Raw genomic sequence first — 15,722 nt, 5'->3', positions numbered from 1 at the left:
GTATCGGTATGTCTGCCCAATGCAGCCGCAAGGCGTTCGGCAATGTCAGTGCGGTGTCCGGCTTGGATGGCTATCTGGGATCGTTTCCGTCCGTGGTTGACAACGGCTTGCACCTGTCTGCTATTCATCTGACTGACGGCCCAGGTGCAGCGCCTAGCAGGGGAGTCATGCCGGGCGCTTATCACTGTCCTCAAACCAATGTACTGGCGGCTATGGGGGGCGATGTGTCCATTACGCATGGTCAGGGGGCATTTCTTGGAAGAAAGCTGCTGAGCTTCGCCACTGGGTTTCCGTCGATCTCGGTGGGGGTGGGATTCTTGGATGTGCGCGGACCCTGGAGGACTTGAGATGGCTGCCTTTCGCTTGATCGGGATCGATGCGCAGGGTGGCGATCTGGATCTGTCTGAGCTGCAGTTCTGGGCGCAAGGTCAGCGCGTCGATGCTGGTGCGTCTATTTCCTGCAGCCTGCCTCCGGTGGTTGGCGATATCTCCAGCTTGATCGACGGCAACCCCGCGACGGGCTGCCGCTGGGCCGCCTCCGATGTCCGTGCGCCGGGCTTCTGGATACAGGTCGATCTCGCTGGCGAGCGAGTGGATGAGGTCTATGTCGGTGGGGCTTTGCTGCCATGGCGGATGACGGTAGTGCGTCCCCATGCGAATCAGACCTACACGGCATGGCCTGCACTGGTGTCGGGTGGCGCCTGGTTTCGGGATAGCGTCAACGCGCTGGCCCCAATTCTGTCGGCTACGCCGGCAGGTGCATGGGGGCTGGATGGGGCGGGCGCAACCCAGGCCGACCTGGTCGGATCGCGTACCGGCACCCGCACGGGTGGCGTCAACTCTTCCACGGTGATCACTGGCGGGCTGTCTGGATCGTTTGATCCGCAGACCACAGGTCTGGTGGTGATTCCTGCACTGGGCTTGGATGCAGGCGACTTTTCTGTTGTCATTGATGTGCAGACGAACAGCACAGCGAACCTGGTGATTGCAGAGCATGGCTCGAACAATCAAGGGTGGTCGTTGCAGACCTCCAGCGCCGATCAAACCCAGTATGGCGCAGTGCCTGGCGGCGTCATTGTCGCCTGCGGCCTGGGTAGTGGAGGCGGATTGAGTATCTCCACAAAGTCGATTGCTGACAATCGGCCTCATCGCATCCTGTTTACCTATAGCGCGCAAAAAGGCCGCTTTCTGTACATCGATGGTGTGTTGGACTCCAGAGACTATGGGGGTTACAGCAGGCCCACGTTCAACACCTCGGAACTGCATGTGGGGTCGCGCAACGGGGACTACGGTTTGCCCGCAGGCACTTTGCTCAGTGCCTTTGCGATCTTCAATCGTGCCTTGTCGGCTGCGGAGGTGGCTGCGATCTCCATTGACCCGCGTGTCACTCGCTCACAGTCCATGCAGCGGCATCGCCCCTTGTCCGTCCTGGGGCCTAGCCCCGTCTTGCAAGGGCTTCAGGCCACGAGCGCGCACCGTACCCGCAAGCTGATCGATGTGGAGTGCGGCGGCCAGGGGCGCATCTATGGAACGGTGGCCCGCAAGAACACGCCTGCGAATGTGCCGTTGCGCCGCCGTGTGCGCCTGCATCGCAGCGTCGACGGGTATCTGGCCCGCGAGACCTGGAGCAAGGCAGACGGCTCCTATGAGTTCCGCGAGATCTCCACGCGGTACGAGTGGGATGTGATCGCCTGGGATCACGAGCTGCAGGAGTACTCGACCGTCGCCAATAACCAGCTCGCGGAGGTTGCATGAGCGATCTTCCAGCCTTTGAGATCTCTGCGGCCCATGCGCTGGCCCGTCTGCAGGCTACGGCCAATTTTGCGGACTCCGGGCCTGCCGAGTCGACTATCGCCCTCTATGACGCCGACGAGCAGCTGCTGGTGACGCTGACGCTGACCAAGCCCTGCGGCCAGATCACAGAGGGCGGCTATCTACTGCTGACCCAGGCCAGCGGCAGCGGCGACATGATTCTGGCGAGCGGCCAGGCCGCTATCGGCGTCTGGGCTACCGGCGACGGCCAACTGATCGGGCGCGGGCTGGTCACGGATGAGGCGGGCGCTGGGCACTTCAAGCTGCTGGGTAGCACCGGCACCCAGCTCTATGCGGGCGGCAAGGCCATCCTGGGCGAGACAAGGATAGCCTGATGACCGCCGTCGACCTGATCTTCAACCGCGCCTTCAAGACCGGCAACCCGGTCGAGCTGGTGTTTGGCGATGACGGCGGTGGCGTTCAGGCGCCCGACGCGACTCTGGTCGCTGCCGCGCGCATGCCGGGTCTGCAAGTCAGATCCCTGGTGCATGTGCGCATGGATCTGGTCGCAGCGGGCCGCATGCCAAGCCTGCGCTGCAGCGCGGTCGTGCGCTACAACACCGACACACCCCGGCCCGTGGTGGCCGAGGTGGCTGCCAGTGCCCAGCAGGCGCAGCCAGTGGAGCAAGGCTGGGTCACAGGCTGGCAAGACACGGATGCACTGCCTGCGGGCTGGGTATCGACTGCACAGGACGCCATGCCCTTGCAAGCACAGTTCGGTATTGCCTGGCAGGACGGCCAGCGGCAAGGGGTGGCCGTGCAAGGGCGGTTTCAGCAGGCGAGGGCGCTGCCTGGCGCAACAACCCGGGCCCGCTGGCAAGAGGGGCAGGGCGTGCGTGTGAGCCTGCAGGCCACGGCCCAGGATGCAGCGCCCGTGCGGGCTTGTTGGGCCGTGCGGTTTCAGGAAAGCCTGCGCGACCGCCGCCTGCTGCTGAAGGTAATGGCACAGGATGCGATGGGCCTGCAGACCCTTTTCACCACGGGAGCAGGCCCTTCGGTGCCGCTGTACCGGGGCTATCAGGCCCGCTACCAGCAGGCCATCAAGCCCCCTGCAGGCAAGTCTCAGACCCAACCGCCAGAGCCGGAAAAGCCCGGTTGCTACGAGCAACTGGTGGGCGGGCCTATCCGATTGCTGTTCTGCAGACCCTGGTCCGCTTCGGCCGATCTGCTGTTCATGTGCTGCAAGCCCGTCGGGCCAGAGCCGCTGCCCCAGTTTGTCATTCCACTGCTGCCCGTCTATATGCAAGTTCACCACCTCACGGCACATCTGCTGCCCAGCCTTGAGCCCGTAGTGCTCACTGACGTTTCCATTGCAGCCGACGACGACAGCTATTGCTGGAGCCTGTCGGCCAACGGCCCCGAGCATCTGCTCGACCAGCTCGCGCCCGTCGGCGGGCTGCCGCAGCGGCTGCAGGTCGGCATCGACGGCATGCAGTTTGTCTTTGCCGTCACCAGCACGGCGCGCAGCCGCTCGTTTGATCGGCGCCGCGTGGCGGTGCAGGGCATCAGCGTCACGGCCATGCTGGGCAACCCCTACATGCCCAAGCAGGCCTGGCTCTCCACCTCGGTGGCTACGGCGCAGCAGCTCGCGGTGAGCGCGCTGGAATTCAGTGGCGTGGGTCTGGACTGGCAGATCCCCGACTGGCAGGTGCCCGCCGGCGCGTGGAGCTTTCAGGGCACGCCGCTGCAGGCCGTGCTGCGCATGGCCGATTCGGTCAATGCCGTCGTGCGCAGCCACCGCACGGCAGAGCAGCTCATCGTCGCGCCACGCTACCCGGTGCTGCCGTGGGAGTGGGGCACTGCCGTGCCCGATGTGCAAATGCCCGCGGCCGTCATCGTGACGGACGAACTGCGCCCCGATCCTCGTGCCGAATACAACGCCATCTATGTCGCCGGCGGCAGTGTGGGCGGCGTGCTGGGCCATGTGGTGCGCAGCTTGAGCGCCCGCGACAAGCTGGCCCCGCAGATTCAGGACGACCTCATCACCCATGCCGACGCCGCCCGCATGCGCGGCAGTTGGGCGCTGGCCGCCAGCGGCAACAAGCTGCAGCACAGCATCAGCATGCCCGTGCTCACGGGCAGTACCAACCCCGGAATCCTCAACCCTGGCATCTTGAACCCCGGCCAGCTGCTGGAGGTGGCCGACACCGACGGCACCTGGCGCGGCCTGGTGCGTGGCGTCAGCGTCAGTGCCTCCATGCCCCGCGTGCGCCAGCAGGTCACCGTCGAAAGGGTTGCCGCATGAGCACCAACCTTTACAAGCGCCTCAAGGCCCTGCTGCCTGACGACCCGGTCATGACCGGGCAGGTGAGCGCCGTGTTTGCCGATGGCACCGCGCTGGTCGCGCTCGAAGGTGCCGCAGGCCTGCTGCGCGTGCGCAACCCGCTGGGCACGGCCAGCGGCGTGCGCGTCTATGTGCAAGGCGGCGCCGTCACCGGCCCCGCGCCCGCAATGCCCTATGTACTGATCGAAGTCTGAAAGAAGAAAGGAAGGGGAATGGATGACTACGGCAACGAGCTGCCGGCCACCACGCTGCAGCAAGTCAACAAACGCTTTAACCAGGGGAGTGAACGCATGGCTGCCATCGAGCGAGATCTGAAAGCCGCAACCCAGGGCTTGCATGAGGTGCGGCAAGAACTGCACCAGCGCAACCAGCAGATGGCCGAGCTGCTGGAGTTCTTTACCGCCATGAAAGGCGCCTTCAAGGTGCTCAACTGGGTGGGCAAGATCGCCAAGCCTCTGGCCGCCATCGTCATGCTGGGCGGGGCCTGCGTGGCCTTCTGGACGGCCCTCAAGGGAGGAGCAAGCCGATGAACTGGAAAGAGAAACTCCTGGCCGCCATCGGTGCCGGCGCGGTCACCCTGGCCATACCTCTGGTGCAAAAGTACGAAGGCACCGTGCTGCGCAGCTACCGCGACCCGGTGAACGTAATCACGGCCTGCACGGGCCACACCGGCCCCGAGCTCAAGATGGGCCAGACATACACCCGCCAGCAGTGCGAGGAAATGCTCTACAAGGACTTGGCCAGGCATGCCGACGCCTTGAGCTGCATCACCGTGCCGCTGACCGACGGCCAGCGCGCCGCCTTTGTGAGCTTTGCCTTCAATGTGGGTGATGAAGCGTTTTGCCGCAGCACCCTGGTGCGCAAGGCCAACGCGGGCGACATCGACGGCGCCTGTGCCGAATTGAGCCGCTGGACCTACGCCGGCGGCAAGCAGCTGCCCGGCCTGGTCAAACGCCGCGCGGCAGAGCGCCAGCTGTGCGAGGCGGGGCTGGCATGACCGGCGCATCCCGCATCTGGCCCTGTCTGGCCTTGGCCCTTGCCCTGCTGTTGGTCGTGCAGAACCAGCGGTTGGCAGGGATTGAGGTATCCCAGTCAAAACAGGCCGTAGCCCAGGCGCAGCAAGCGCAGGCTGCTATGGAAATCAAAACCGCAGGGCGACTGCAGCACGCCGCAGGACAACAGGAAAACACCCATGACTACACGCAAGAAATGGCCCGTCTGGAGGCTGGCCGCGTTGCTGACGCTGCCCGCATTGCAGGCCTGCAGCACGACATCAGGGGCGCGGCCACCCGCAACGCCCAGCTTGCCGGTGACGCCGCTGCCTGCCGAGATCTCGCAGATCAGCACCAGCGACTCGCAGCCCTTGCTGGCCAAGGCGCGGGCGTGGTTGGCCAGCTTGTCAGACTGGTCGAACGCAGAGATGCCCAGGTCGCAGCCCTGAAAGGGCAGGTGCAGGTAGACCGGCAGTTGCTGGCGGCCGATTGAGCAGAACCCAGAAAAGGCGAAAGCCCCAGGCGTTACGAGCGCCTGAGGCTTTCTTTCCTAACCCTTGAAGGCCCAAGGATCAGAACTCAGATGAAGTTTACCAAGATGACCGTAACAGGACAATTGGACGCCGAAGGCGTCGACCGCTTTGCCCGCCGCATCGCCGTGGCCTATGTGCTGGCCGCATTGGGCATCACCGCCGCAGGTTTGGGCGGCTTGATCGCCGCTATCCGCTGGTGGTGACCGGGCTTATTCTTTGACCACAGGCCTGTGCACCAGCACCGGAATGTGGCTGTTCACCAGCACGCGCTGGGTTTCGCTGCCCAGCAGAATGCCGGCAAGGCCCTTGCGGCCGTGCGATGCCATGCAGATCAGGTCGCAGTGGTTTTCCTCGGCTTGATGGATGATGGCTTTGTGCACCGAGGCGTTCATGGCTCGTGCCGTCCTGCAATACACCCCCTCGGCCTTGGCAATGTCCTGCACCTCTTGCAACACCCTGTCGGCCGTTCTCTCGGCGTCCTTGTTCAGGTCGCTGGTGTTGTAGGTCATCATTGCCTCGCCGCTGTACATCAAGGCGGCATAGTCCGGCATCACATACAGCACCGTCACCTGGGAGTCTTGCTCCTTGGCAAACTGCATGCCCGCACGCAGCGCGGCTTCGGAGAGTTTCGAGCCGTCCGTCGGAATCAAAATGTGCTTGAACATTTTCAGCCTCCTTGCGCGCCAGCGCCTGTGGGGTTGCCACGCAATCCGAACGATTGCCAAACCCATACTCACACTGCGGGATGGTTAATGCAACACCCAGAAGTAGGTATTCAGGCGGTTTTTTTGATGGGCAGGCAAAGGCCTGAAATTCAGTGGAAATCGGCTTAGACCTCTTTGACCACAGGCCTATGCACCAGCACCGGAATGCCGCTGTTGACCAGCACGCGCTGGGTTTCACTGCCCAGCAAAATGCCGGCAAGGCCCTTGCGGCCGTGCGATGCCATGCAGATCAGGTCGCAGTGGCTGTCCTTGGCCTGTTGGATGATGGCCTGGTGCACTGAAAAGTTCATCGTCCGCTCCAACTTGCAGTCCACGCCCTCGGCCTTGGCAATGTCTTGCACCGCTTGCAGCACCTTGTCCGCAGTTCGCTCGGCGTCCCGGCGCAGTTCGCTGGGATTGTAGGTCGCTATGCCCTCGCCGCTATACATCAGGGCCGAATAGTCCGGCATCACATAAAGCACCGTCACCTCGGAGCCTTGCTCCTTGGCCAACTGCAGGCCTGCACGCAGTGCAGCTTCGGAGAGTTTCGAGCCGTCTGTCGGAATCAGAATGTGCTTGAACATTTCAGTCTCCTTGCGCGCCAGCGCCTGTGTGGGTGTCACGCAATCCGAATGATTGCCAAGTCATCCTCACACTCCAAGGTAGCTAATGCAATACCCAGAGTGAATATTCAAGAGGGCAGAAGGGATGCCCCCTTAAGCGCGTGACAGAGCCGACTTAAAGTGATCAAGGTGCCTATCGGGCGTTTGCAGCGGAATATGGAGTCTTGGCATCCATCCCGGCAAGCTGTGTCAATTCAGGCGCCAGTTCGCCCGTGGTGATGGGCGGTTGTTGCGTATTCATGGGCATTTCCAAATACGCTTCGCTCTTAAGGAAGGTTGCTATGACTACGTCTGCTGAGGCAGCATTTCGGGAAGTTTCCTCGATGCTTGATGCCTGTAAGAAAGAGCGCGACAGTATGCCTGCTGTACTTGTCGCTGAGTCTCTTGGCTTTAGAAGAGATAAAAATCCAGACCCGCAGGTGATCGTCAGTTTGGTGTTTGAAGATGACGCCGGCAGCTCGGTGACTCTTACCGAGCGTCGGCACGACCCTTCCGGATCGCTTCAGAACCTGCCCGACATTCATCGCCTGCGCCTGATTCTGAATGTGGGTGACGATTCTTCGGTGTGGTGCATGGTCGAGTACTAGGGTCGGCTCGCCGATGGATGATCGCTTCAGGCTTCGAACATCAAGGAGGTCCCATGCTCAACACGGATACCGTTGCCAAGAGGTTGCTCGGAGTCCCCGCAGATACCCTGGACGCCAGAGCGCTCAAGGTTGCCCAGCACATTGCCCGGCGCAAACACATTTCACGCAATGTGGCGCAGGAGCTGGAGCAAACGCCGCCCACCTTCGGGCAGCGTGCGGCAGATGCCGTTGCAACGTTTGGTGGGTCCTGGACCTTTGTGGTGCTATTTGGCGCAACGATGGTGGTATGGGTTGGCCTCAACACGATGCTTCTTTTGACGCGCGGCTCCACGTTCGACCCGTACCCCTACATTCTGCTGAACCTGTTTCTGTCCATGCTGGCGGCCATCCAGGCGCCCATCATTCTCATGTCGCAGAACCGGCAAGCAGACAAGGACCGCATTCGCGGCGAGCATGACTACGAGGTCAACCTCAAGGCCGAGCTGGAGATCATGCTGCTGCACGAAAAGATCGACGAGCTGCAGAAAACGCAGTGGGGTGAACTCATCGCCATCCAGACCGAGCAGCTGCAGCTGCTGCGCCAGCTTGCGGAAGGGCACCGGCCCGTTTAACGGCGCAGGTATTGTGCTTGGTGCTCTCGCATCCGCTGTGCAGATCGCCATCAACGGCTAGGGCGGTAGTACGATTCGCCAATAGCAACTTGGAGAGGGTATGGGCAAATCGACGTATCGCGCATTGGTGATTGCTTCGCTGGGCATCCCATTATTCGGAATGCTGGTGGAATATGGCTTTGATCTCGTGCCCCATGAGCTAACCGATCTATCCCAGAGCCTTCTGATGCAGTCAGAGGTCGGCCCCACGGACTGGATCTTCTTGTTGGCGCTTTCGGTGCTCGTAGTGCTCGGCCTCATTTCCTTCTACGGCATGCTGTGGTTCAGAGCATGGGCACCTCGGTTTACCCTGTGGTCTTCTGTTGCGACCGCAGTCGTCGCATGTTTCAGCCCGCCGATTGTGCTGTCCGGCCTGGGGAACGCGACATCGGGCTTGGGCTTTGCGCTGTTTGGCGCAGTGCTTGCATTGCCGTACTACTCTCCCGAAGTGCGAGAGATGTTCTGGCCCTCCAAGCCAGAGGCCTGAACAAAAGCCCCTGCCAGGGGCTTTTTGTATGGCAAAGCGCTTAGGGCTTCAGAGCAGACTACCTGAACGTCATGCGCAGCAGGCCTTCATTGGGCGCAGGGGGCTGCTTGGATGAAAGGGCCGGTGCTTGCGCGGGGCGCTGGCTGGGGGAATTACTGGGGTAGATCGGCAGCGTCACCTGCTTTTCGCGGTGCTGGGCGCGTTGAGTCAGCCGCTGCGTGCAGGCCGTTGCCAGCGTGGCCAGCTGCGCATCGGTCGCACTCATGATCTCGCCGTCGGCAATGCGCTGTGGCAGGCTGCTGAAGGACACCACCATCTGGTCCGTCGCAATGGGCTGCGCATGGGGCAGGGTGGGGCGGCCTTGGCTGTCGTAGTTCAGGTTCAGCAGATAGCGGCTGTGCTGCCACTCGTCTGCATCGCCTTCCATCACCGCATTGAACACCGTGCGGTGCACCTGCGCCGCAGCCTCTGCGGCCAGAGAAAAGGCCAGTTCCATACGCTGCGTGTCTGCCGGCTGGTGCAGCGCGGCCTCCATGCGGTTGAAGGCGTCGATATAGGCCACCTTGAAGGCTAGCGCCTTCTTGCCCGTAAAACCCATGGCCAGCAACGTAAAGCCGTCGCGGGTCAGGCGGTAGGCTCTTGCAGAAATAGGAGCACCATTCAAAGGACTAGCGCGGCATTCCTCTGTCTCCGCAAAATTGCGGAGATGGTCTTCATCGAGTTGTATGCACAGGTTGTCGATAGCGCGCAGTACATCATCATGGCGTTTGCCAAAGTGGCGTGCCAGATCTGTGCTGAGGATGGTGGGCTTGCCGTCAACGATGGTGATGGCGGGAGAAATAGCCAGTGCGGGCTGAGACATAGACGCTCCTTGCTGAGACTTCAAAGCCTCGCTGGAGCGTTCTTACGCGCCGCCAACGAGGTGGCCGGGAGGTTAAGAACCTAGAGCAAGCTAGGCGGACTTCTTCCCCTTGCGGGTCTTGTATCCGTCGCCCTCCCGGCCATAAATCAGCAGCCTGCGAGTGTGCAGGCGTGCAATGTCCGGGCGCAAAAAAACCGCCATCTATCGGGTGCGGTTTTCCCGCTTGCTCTTGGAGTTCTTACGCTCCGCCTCTTGCGAGGCTTCGTCAGTATAGCGCGGGCTTGCATGTAGCGCAAAAAGCCCGCGAGGAGCGGGCCTTAGAAGCTAAAAAATGATTAGCTGGCGGTTTTTTACTTAAAACTTAACTTCGAGGTCGATGTTGTCAACACAACTTTGTGGACGCGAATGATTAGCCCCAGTGAACCATTCACCATTGCGTGTAGAAACATTGCTTAACTCTTCGATGAAAAGGCAGCGCCAAGCGCCTTGCTCTGGCGTAATTGTTCCCTGGCTGCTTGTGCCTCCAAATTGATAGAACAAGGCTCGTTCTCGTCCACTTTTTGTGCCGATTACGTGAGGGCACAGTTCGCGAACATGTTCTTTATATGTGGCTGTCACCTGTTGCTTATTTTTGATTGCGCTACGAATAATATCGTAAATAGACTCTTTCATTTACTGCCTCCTTGGCTTGTTGAAATACTGTGGCTTATAGTTTTTACTGAGTGCCTATGATTTCTTGGTTGCATTCATATATTATGTGCTCTGGGATAAAGTCATATTTGTGTGGATTGAGTTGCATAATATATTCATTTTCTATGTGAAATGCTTCATTTATATACTTTTTAATCACATCGTTTTGGTGATTTTCACTGTTTATTATTCTAAATAATTGGAGCTTTTCGTAATTGTTGCCAGCCTGGATGTAGGCGGCAATCATTTTTTCAGTATCTGTAATTTCCGCGAGATAATTCATGTAGTCAAACGAAGGAAGCCTTAATCTTATGCTGTCTGAGCTACATTTGATCTGCTCCTGACTCATAAATAATTGTTGTCCTTCATGTTTTATGAATGGATTAGACCTTTTGTGCAGAAGGTTAGATAATAATTGATATTCAATACCTTTATCATTAATTATCTCGTAATGCCTGCGAAGATATATGCATTTTATAATGTCATTATCTAGTTGAGATATATTGTCGGAGCAAATCTGTGCAAAGCTGGATATATCATCCTTTGCGATTGGTATTTCTGTTATTATTCCACTGCTCGATTTGAGAAAACATGCTTTGGGAATTGGTTCAAATGTATGACTCAAGTTTTTTATTAAATCTATTATTGGCTCGATGTCATGAGTTAGCATTAGAACTGTTCTTCCTCTAAGACTATTCTCTCCGCGAAATAACATTTCGAGTATTGAGAATTTTTTTGTTTTATCGAATGAGGAAATTGGATCATCCAAAACAACGAGATCAGGGTTCTTGGTTAGGCACTCGTACATGAATAAAACAATTGAGAATGCATTCCGCTCTCCGTAACTTAAGTGAAGAGCCCCATTTTCGATGTTTTCATTAAAATCTATATGCTTGAGCTTCATTTTGTAGGTATTGCTGTTATATTGAATATCTACAGAATATTTATAGCCTGCATATTTTAAAAATGTATTGATTTCTTTTTTATACTTTTCAATTGTTTTTTCAATACCTCTTTTTTGTTTGTTAACTTCGCCTTGTAATTTCCCTGTTTTGGCTAAAACAATGTCTAAAGATGCATTGATCTGATCTGCAATTGATTGGGTTTCCGGTGATTTAAGGCATTCCAGTAGCTCTAAGTCAATTTTAAGACTTAATAGATTTTGCTGAACTTCAGCGACATCACGGAGTGAAAAAAAAGATACTGATCTTGCATCCTTTAATTTTTCTTTGAGTGTATCAATTTGGGCTTTGATACCAAGAAGATATGTAATCTGCTCTCGTGCCAGACCATCTTTGTTTTTAATAATGGGCTCTAGTTTGAGCAGGACATCATTGTTGAAATATTTTCCAAGCCTGCTTACTATCGCTTGAATGGTAATTAAATGCTCAAGTGATTTTGCATCGTACTCTTTGCTGACAGACAGTATGGTCGTTTGTTTTTCTTTTGTTGGTGAAGTGCAATAGGGGCAATCGGTTGATATGTGAGAAAAGCTGTTGCCTTCAATTTGCCATTTAAGCCATTTAATATTTTCTTCACTTTTTATGAAGCTTGAGTAAGGAATTAGATATTCTGGAATGTGCTCGAGCCTGTTGCCATTGCCTATACCTCTTGCAATTTTTCCAGCTTTAGAGTAGCCGGATTGAGATGTTCCAAAACTACTGCTTAAGTCTTCCAAATCTTTCAGAACTTCATTTATTTTTTCATTTTTATTGAAGGTCTCTTTTATTTCTGAAACAAGGATTTCAATTTCCATCATTTTCGCATCGTAGTCTGCGTTTTTGATGAAAATATCGAAGCTATTCTTTATTACTTCATCTTGAGTGAATACAAACTGATTAATGTAATCCTCGTTGAAGGTTGCGATGGAGGAAAATTGCTCAACACCAGCGATATGAGGATGATTTGGATTTTCTGCAGCGTTGGATCTGTATTTGAACGGAATTAACGATGAAAAATCCACAGGATGCTTTGTTGATAAACTAATTGCCTTTGCTATGGTGCTTTTTCCAGTCCCATTAGAACCATACTTAATGTTTATTCGCCCTGGTTCTAGCGAGACAGATGCTTCATCAATGCTGTTGCAGTTTTTTATGCTGATGTTCATTTGGAGCATGCCCGGCGGATTTTTTGTAGGAGATAGCTGACGACTAAATTGCAGACCATTAACATAAAGAGATGTCAGTGCACATTAGTTGAAAAAATTAGTTACACAAGCATTTCCCGAGGTGTTTGGTGCGATTTCCAAAAATGAAATAAACCAAAGAAAAAGGCAATGTAGAGAGCTACATTGCCTTTGTTCGTGAGTGGGCGCTTTTTTGGGGTGCTAATCAGATTTCAACGGGGGCTGCGGGCCGCGCCGTCTCTACCTGTTGCCGGGCTGAGAGCTTTGCGATAGCGCCGCTTGTTGCTGATTGGCAAGGAACTGGGCTGCCAAATGGCTTCTTAGCACTTGCTCCAGCGCGGGCGAGGGGGTCTCGGGGTCTGGGGTTTTGCCAAAGGCAATCAGATTTCTGGTGAGCTGCACCGGCGTCATCAAGATTCCCCAAGGCAGGCCCCACCAACCCAGAAACAATGAAAAGACCGTGTCTCCGATTTTTTGCTTGGTGCCGCATCGTGCGCAGGCCACCAGCGGCCGGCTCGACCACGACGTCATCATGACGACGGAATACACACGGTAAGAGGTATGTACATCCACCGGGCCGGGGCCGTCGCACTTGGGGCAGTTGCCCTTGTGAACCCGAAAGATATGGGCCTTCACATCAGCGGGGGAGAGCTGGCTGGCAGCGTCGGAAAGTAGCCCTTGGTGCAGGCATTTTTCATTGCAGTAGCGACGGTCGCCGTCTCGCTTTCCGCCAAAAAGAATTCTGGTATTGCAGTACGCGCATGAAGCCATTCAATCTCTCTCAGTGTTGTTATCGCGCCTGATTAAACCAAATATCGCTTCTGGTCACTCACTTAAATTGAGCGGCGATGATTGGTGTGTCAAATGCGCCTAACTTCTGGGAGCGAAGGCACTTGGAGTTTGTTTTTCATCAAGAGGTCAAAGGGCAAAGCGCTTGATGCAACTGGTGACGACACCCCAGATTTCCAGCGTCTGTCCTTCCTGCGGCACGATGTCGGGGTAGGTGGGAGCGCCTGCCTTGAGCTTGCAAGTGTCGCCGTCGCCGTCCAGCACTCTGATGACGAGTTCGCGCTCGACAACCGCCACGACAATGCTGCCATCACGGGCGCGCAACTCTCTGTCCACCACGACGATGTCGCCGTCATCGATGCCGTGTTCCTGCATGGACGGGCCGGCCACGCGCAGCACAAACGTGGCCTTGGAGTGCGTGACCAGCAGGTCTGTAATATCCAGCCGCTTGCCTGCAAAGTCATTGGCGGGCGAGCCTGCAAGCGCGCTGCGATCAGCCAGCGGCAAAGTAACCGGGGACGCGATCAGTTGGACGGGCATACCACTCATAAGACGATGACTGTGCATACGTACAGTGTAGCGGTTGATGAGGCTCAGGTGTCATGAACCCACGTTGATGTCGCATGCTTTCCACTCGGTCTTGCACCTGGCGCTGTGGCTGGCTGCGCTCGGCCAGAAGCGGTCGTCGAAAGCTCGTGACTGAGCTTGTTCAGAGCCATCGCTTTTCGATGAACTCAGTAATCGAGTAAATCCGATTTAGTAGTTTTTGCTCAATCACTGCACTTACGATTTGCTGTACGCCATGAGCGTAAGGAGAGTCGCCAACTACTCTCGATTCCATGGCGATCTGGCACGAACCATCATTGATTCTGATTTGATGGAAGGCATGCCGCCCCAGATGTTCTTCTTGAATTTTGAACTCACCTGTTTGGGTTGCTGTATCACGAACTGAAGCAATCTTGTCTATCGAAAGGCTCAATGCGTTGGCAATAGCAACAGCAGTGCCTGGGACAGACTTTTTAGATGCCTGGTGAGATTCCGTTAGCTGTATGTCATAGCCACTGAACAAGCTGCCTGAGCATTCCAACATATGCATAAATTTGAGCATGAGGATGTTGGTGTTCGGGCATAGCACAACAGGAAAGCAGACATCAACGGACTCAATTGCGGAACCGGTGGACAGTTCAATCAGAACGGAGGATGTGCGTGAACAGAAAGTGGAAATTGTCTGCAGCTCTCGTCCAGAGCCTGCATGAATAACTATGCTTCGTTCATTTGAAGTCGGATCGCTATGCCAGGGAAGAATTGCCTGTCCCTCTTTAGAAGTGAGAGATTTCAACAATTCAGAACCAAGTTTTCCTGTGCCGGCTACAAAGACTTGCATGAAATAGATCTACCCGTTCAACCACTATTGATGTACTGCATCGTATCGTGAAAATGATGCCGCTAATGACCGCAAGGGCCGATTGCAGACTGGGGCCTTGCTGAGCGGCATGTCGATGACCAAGCAAAGTAGGGTGGCAGCAAGCCCTGGAGCGTCAGGGGCGTTTAGGGTAGCGCAGGCTTGCCATCAAATTGGGCAGCGATATCGGTGTGTGGGGAGCGTGGCGATCTTCATGTCGTGTTCAAACAGGGCAAGGAAGCCCTGCTTGAACTTGCGCGGCCGAGGCTCGCGCCTTCATCCCGATCAGTTGGTCGCAAAGCAGTACATCAGCCCGGCGCTGCCGCTCTGTTGGAGCTGCTCGACGCTGCAGCCGCGCGTGCCGTGCGATGAGTTCCACGAGGCATTGGCAACAGGGTCGGGGTTGGTGCCTTTGTGGTCGTGGTGGCCCACGATGGCAGAGCCACCGTCGCTCTTGGTCCAGTTGCCGCAGGTGGTGTCCTTGCCGGGCTCGGGCACGGCAAGGGTGCCGTCAGGGCGCGAGCCGGTCAGGATGTCGTGGCGGTTGACCTCATCGCCAAAGCCCGAGACGACTTCGCCTTTTTCGGTCAGCGAGGTGTCTTTGCCGACCTTGGCATTGGCGCTGTGCAGGTCGGCCACGCTGGTGGCAATGACCACGCCCTTGGCGTTGCGCCACGGCCCGTTGCCGATGCGGTCGCGCGCATTCACGGCAGGTTGCCCATTCAGCGCCGCATTGCTCAGGTAGGCGCGCCAGGTCTTGTTGCCGGCGCCCACGCTTGCGGCCAGCGACTGGCAGTAGCGGTCGGCCCCGGCCAGCCCGCCCAGGTCGCCGCCCTTGCCGGGGTTGGTGCTGGTGATGAAGAAGCTCATGGGGTTGCCGCCCGGCGCCCCCATGGCGCCGCAACCCACAATCAGTGCGGCAGCCGCAAGGGCGGTGCTGGCAGAAAGAACCAAACGACGGGACATGGCAGGCTCCTGAGCAATGGTGGAGCCCGCAGGCTAACGCAAGCTTGTGTCAGCGGCAATATGAGCTGTTGTGTGGGCTGGGCCCGGCGCAGTGGCCCTTGCTCAGATGGCACATGCCGTCTGGATGGCCGCTGTGCTTTCCTCCGCTTTCAGGGAAATACGCGGCTTTGGCGTGCAGACGAAGCTGGATGAAAGAGCGAGAGGGCTTGGCACGAA

At 56.7% G+C, this 15,722-nt stretch carries 20 protein-coding genes and 1 pseudogene; 11 read left to right on the top strand and 10 right to left on the bottom strand.

What is annotated here, in order from left to right; translation table 11 throughout:
- From DFO48_RS25645 to DFO48_RS14830, 7 genes and pseudogenes are all read left to right on the top strand, one after another.
- Nucleotides 1-347, top strand: a pseudogene (locus DFO48_RS25645) (hypothetical protein); the annotation flags it as partial.
- A 1-nt stretch (nt 348) separates the two neighbouring features.
- Entirely contained in the window at nt 349-1,755 is a 1,407-nt protein-coding gene (locus tag DFO48_RS14855) for a LamG-like jellyroll fold domain-containing protein (protein WP_158545671.1), read from the top strand.
- Nucleotides 1,752-2,147: a hypothetical protein gene (locus tag DFO48_RS14850; RefSeq protein WP_114863901.1), complete on the top strand. Its 396-nt coding sequence runs from the start codon at nt 1,752-1,754 to the stop codon at nt 2,145-2,147. Before DFO48_RS14855 ends, DFO48_RS14850 begins: the two co-directional genes overlap by 4 nt.
- Complete coding sequence (locus tag DFO48_RS14845) at nt 2,147-4,057, top strand: hypothetical protein (protein ID WP_114863900.1); 1,911 nt, start codon at nt 2,147-2,149, stop codon at nt 4,055-4,057. The genes DFO48_RS14850 and DFO48_RS14845 overlap by 1 nt, the downstream gene beginning before the upstream one ends.
- Nucleotides 4,054-4,290: a hypothetical protein gene (locus tag DFO48_RS14840; protein ID WP_114863899.1), complete on the top strand. Its 237-nt coding sequence runs from the start codon at nt 4,054-4,056 to the stop codon at nt 4,288-4,290. Before DFO48_RS14845 ends, DFO48_RS14840 begins: the two co-directional genes overlap by 4 nt.
- A gap of 18 nt (nt 4,291-4,308) precedes the next feature.
- Nucleotides 4,309-4,626, top strand: a complete 318-nt coding sequence (locus tag DFO48_RS14835) for a hypothetical protein (protein WP_114863898.1) — start codon at nt 4,309-4,311, stop codon at nt 4,624-4,626.
- Nucleotides 4,623-5,093 carry a lysozyme gene (locus tag DFO48_RS14830; protein WP_114863897.1) on the top strand — a complete coding sequence of 157 codons (471 nt, stop codon included), beginning with the start codon at nt 4,623-4,625 and terminating at the stop codon, nt 5,091-5,093. The genes DFO48_RS14835 and DFO48_RS14830 overlap by 4 nt, the downstream gene beginning before the upstream one ends.
- A 95-nt stretch (nt 5,094-5,188) precedes the next feature.
- Here DFO48_RS14830 and DFO48_RS25300 read toward each other — a convergent pair whose 3' ends face one another.
- Nucleotides 5,189-5,470 (bottom strand): hypothetical protein, encoded by a 282-nt coding sequence (locus tag DFO48_RS25300; protein ID WP_158545670.1) that lies wholly within the window; start codon nt 5,468-5,470, stop codon nt 5,189-5,191.
- Nucleotides 5,471-5,671: 201 nt separating this feature from the next.
- Between DFO48_RS25300 and DFO48_RS25295 the strand changes: the two genes are divergently transcribed.
- Nucleotides 5,672-5,824 carry a hypothetical protein gene (locus DFO48_RS25295; protein WP_158545669.1) on the top strand — a complete coding sequence of 51 codons (153 nt, stop codon included), beginning with the start codon at nt 5,672-5,674 and terminating at the stop codon, nt 5,822-5,824.
- A gap of 6 nt (nt 5,825-5,830) precedes the next feature.
- On the opposite strand, the gene DFO48_RS14820 is transcribed toward DFO48_RS25295, so the two are convergent.
- Both DFO48_RS14820 and DFO48_RS14815 read right to left on the bottom strand, forming a co-directional pair.
- The gene (locus tag DFO48_RS14820; RefSeq protein WP_114863895.1) at nt 5,831-6,286 is read right to left on the bottom strand and encodes a universal stress protein; all 456 of its coding nucleotides are present in this window, start codon (nt 6,284-6,286) and stop codon (nt 5,831-5,833) included.
- 164 nt (nt 6,287-6,450) lie between these two features.
- The gene (locus DFO48_RS14815; RefSeq protein WP_114863894.1) at nt 6,451-6,909 is read right to left on the bottom strand and encodes a universal stress protein; all 459 of its coding nucleotides are present in this window, start codon (nt 6,907-6,909) and stop codon (nt 6,451-6,453) included.
- A 320-nt stretch (nt 6,910-7,229) separates the two neighbouring features.
- Here DFO48_RS14815 and DFO48_RS14810 point away from each other — a divergent pair, with 320 nt between their 5' ends.
- From DFO48_RS14810 to DFO48_RS14800, 3 genes are all read left to right on the top strand, one after another.
- Nucleotides 7,230-7,535: a hypothetical protein gene (locus DFO48_RS14810; RefSeq protein WP_147282741.1), complete on the top strand. Its 306-nt coding sequence runs from the start codon at nt 7,230-7,232 to the stop codon at nt 7,533-7,535.
- Nucleotides 7,536-7,588: 53 nt separating this feature from the next.
- Nucleotides 7,589-8,146 (top strand): DUF1003 domain-containing protein, encoded by a 558-nt coding sequence (locus tag DFO48_RS14805; RefSeq protein ID WP_114863892.1) that lies wholly within the window; start codon nt 7,589-7,591, stop codon nt 8,144-8,146.
- 100 nt (nt 8,147-8,246) lie between these two features.
- Nucleotides 8,247-8,672, top strand: a complete 426-nt coding sequence (locus DFO48_RS14800; RefSeq protein ID WP_114863891.1) for a hypothetical protein — start codon at nt 8,247-8,249, stop codon at nt 8,670-8,672.
- A gap of 58 nt (nt 8,673-8,730) precedes the next feature.
- On the opposite strand, the gene DFO48_RS14795 is transcribed toward DFO48_RS14800, so the two are convergent.
- The 7 genes from DFO48_RS14795 to DFO48_RS14765 all read right to left on the bottom strand — a co-directional run bounded on the left by DFO48_RS14795 (nt 8,731) and on the right by DFO48_RS14765 (nt 15,506).
- The gene (locus DFO48_RS14795) at nt 8,731-9,534 is read right to left on the bottom strand and encodes a Rha family transcriptional regulator (protein ID WP_114863890.1); all 804 of its coding nucleotides are present in this window, start codon (nt 9,532-9,534) and stop codon (nt 8,731-8,733) included.
- A gap of 354 nt (nt 9,535-9,888) precedes the next feature.
- Nucleotides 9,889-10,206 carry a hypothetical protein gene (locus DFO48_RS14790; RefSeq protein ID WP_114863889.1) on the bottom strand — a complete coding sequence of 106 codons (318 nt, stop codon included), beginning with the start codon at nt 10,204-10,206 and terminating at the stop codon, nt 9,889-9,891.
- 43 nt (nt 10,207-10,249) lie between these two features.
- Nucleotides 10,250-12,340: an AAA family ATPase gene (locus DFO48_RS14785; RefSeq protein WP_114863888.1), complete on the bottom strand. Its 2,091-nt coding sequence runs from the start codon at nt 12,338-12,340 to the stop codon at nt 10,250-10,252.
- Nucleotides 12,341-12,589: 249 nt separating this feature from the next.
- Nucleotides 12,590-13,120: a hypothetical protein gene (locus tag DFO48_RS14780; RefSeq protein ID WP_114863887.1), complete on the bottom strand. Its 531-nt coding sequence runs from the start codon at nt 13,118-13,120 to the stop codon at nt 12,590-12,592.
- A 147-nt stretch (nt 13,121-13,267) separates the two neighbouring features.
- Nucleotides 13,268-13,678: a LexA family transcriptional regulator gene (locus DFO48_RS14775; RefSeq protein WP_114863886.1), complete on the bottom strand. Its 411-nt coding sequence runs from the start codon at nt 13,676-13,678 to the stop codon at nt 13,268-13,270.
- Between the two features lie 169 nt (nt 13,679-13,847).
- Nucleotides 13,848-14,522 (bottom strand): dihydrodipicolinate reductase C-terminal domain-containing protein, encoded by a 675-nt coding sequence (locus DFO48_RS14770; protein ID WP_114863885.1) that lies wholly within the window; start codon nt 14,520-14,522, stop codon nt 13,848-13,850.
- Nucleotides 14,523-14,825: 303 nt separating this feature from the next.
- On the bottom strand, nt 14,826-15,506 hold the full coding sequence (locus DFO48_RS14765) for a hypothetical protein (protein ID WP_054075687.1): 681 nt from the start codon (nt 15,504-15,506) through the stop codon (nt 14,826-14,828).
- Nucleotides 15,507-15,722: the final 216 nt, after the last annotated feature.

Origin of the sequence: Comamonas sp. AG1104 (assembly GCF_003350425.1) — a bacterium.
Classification (GTDB): Bacteria; Pseudomonadota; Gammaproteobacteria; order Burkholderiales; family Burkholderiaceae_C; genus Comamonas; species Comamonas testosteroni.
This window is presented reverse-complemented; position numbering and strand designations above follow the sequence as displayed.

Coding starts and splice junctions, on each gene's coding strand:
- DFO48_RS14855 (WP_158545671.1), top strand. CDS start 349: ATGGCTGCCTTTCGCTTGATCGGGATCGATGCGCAGGGTGGCGATCTG.
- DFO48_RS14775 (WP_114863886.1), bottom strand. CDS start 13,678: ATGCCCGTCCAACTGATCGCGTCCCCGGTTACTTTGCCGCTGGCTGAT.
- DFO48_RS14835 (WP_114863898.1), top strand. CDS start 4,309: ATGGATGACTACGGCAACGAGCTGCCGGCCACCACGCTGCAGCAAGTC.
- DFO48_RS14780 (WP_114863887.1), bottom strand. CDS start 13,120: ATGGCTTCATGCGCGTACTGCAATACCAGAATTCTTTTTGGCGGAAAG.
- DFO48_RS25295 (WP_158545669.1), top strand. CDS start 5,672: ATGAAGTTTACCAAGATGACCGTAACAGGACAATTGGACGCCGAAGGC.
- DFO48_RS14815 (WP_114863894.1), bottom strand. CDS start 6,909: ATGTTCAAGCACATTCTGATTCCGACAGACGGCTCGAAACTCTCCGAA.
- DFO48_RS14820 (WP_114863895.1), bottom strand. CDS start 6,286: ATGTTCAAGCACATTTTGATTCCGACGGACGGCTCGAAACTCTCCGAA.
- DFO48_RS14785 (WP_114863888.1), bottom strand. CDS start 12,340: ATGCTCCAAATGAACATCAGCATAAAAAACTGCAACAGCATTGATGAA.
- DFO48_RS14840 (WP_114863899.1), top strand. CDS start 4,054: ATGAGCACCAACCTTTACAAGCGCCTCAAGGCCCTGCTGCCTGACGAC.
- DFO48_RS14805 (WP_114863892.1), top strand. CDS start 7,589: ATGCTCAACACGGATACCGTTGCCAAGAGGTTGCTCGGAGTCCCCGCA.
- DFO48_RS14830 (WP_114863897.1), top strand. CDS start 4,623: ATGAACTGGAAAGAGAAACTCCTGGCCGCCATCGGTGCCGGCGCGGTC.
- DFO48_RS14770 (WP_114863885.1), bottom strand. CDS start 14,522: ATGCAAGTCTTTGTAGCCGGCACAGGAAAACTTGGTTCTGAATTGTTG.
- DFO48_RS14795 (WP_114863890.1), bottom strand. CDS start 9,534: ATGTCTCAGCCCGCACTGGCTATTTCTCCCGCCATCACCATCGTTGAC.
- DFO48_RS14765 (WP_054075687.1), bottom strand. CDS start 15,506: ATGTCCCGTCGTTTGGTTCTTTCTGCCAGCACCGCCCTTGCGGCTGCC.
- DFO48_RS14790 (WP_114863889.1), bottom strand. CDS start 10,206: ATGAAAGAGTCTATTTACGATATTATTCGTAGCGCAATCAAAAATAAG.
- DFO48_RS14810 (WP_147282741.1), top strand. CDS start 7,230: ATGACTACGTCTGCTGAGGCAGCATTTCGGGAAGTTTCCTCGATGCTT.
- DFO48_RS14800 (WP_114863891.1), top strand. CDS start 8,247: ATGGGCAAATCGACGTATCGCGCATTGGTGATTGCTTCGCTGGGCATC.
- DFO48_RS14850 (WP_114863901.1), top strand. CDS start 1,752: ATGAGCGATCTTCCAGCCTTTGAGATCTCTGCGGCCCATGCGCTGGCC.
- DFO48_RS14845 (WP_114863900.1), top strand. CDS start 2,147: ATGACCGCCGTCGACCTGATCTTCAACCGCGCCTTCAAGACCGGCAAC.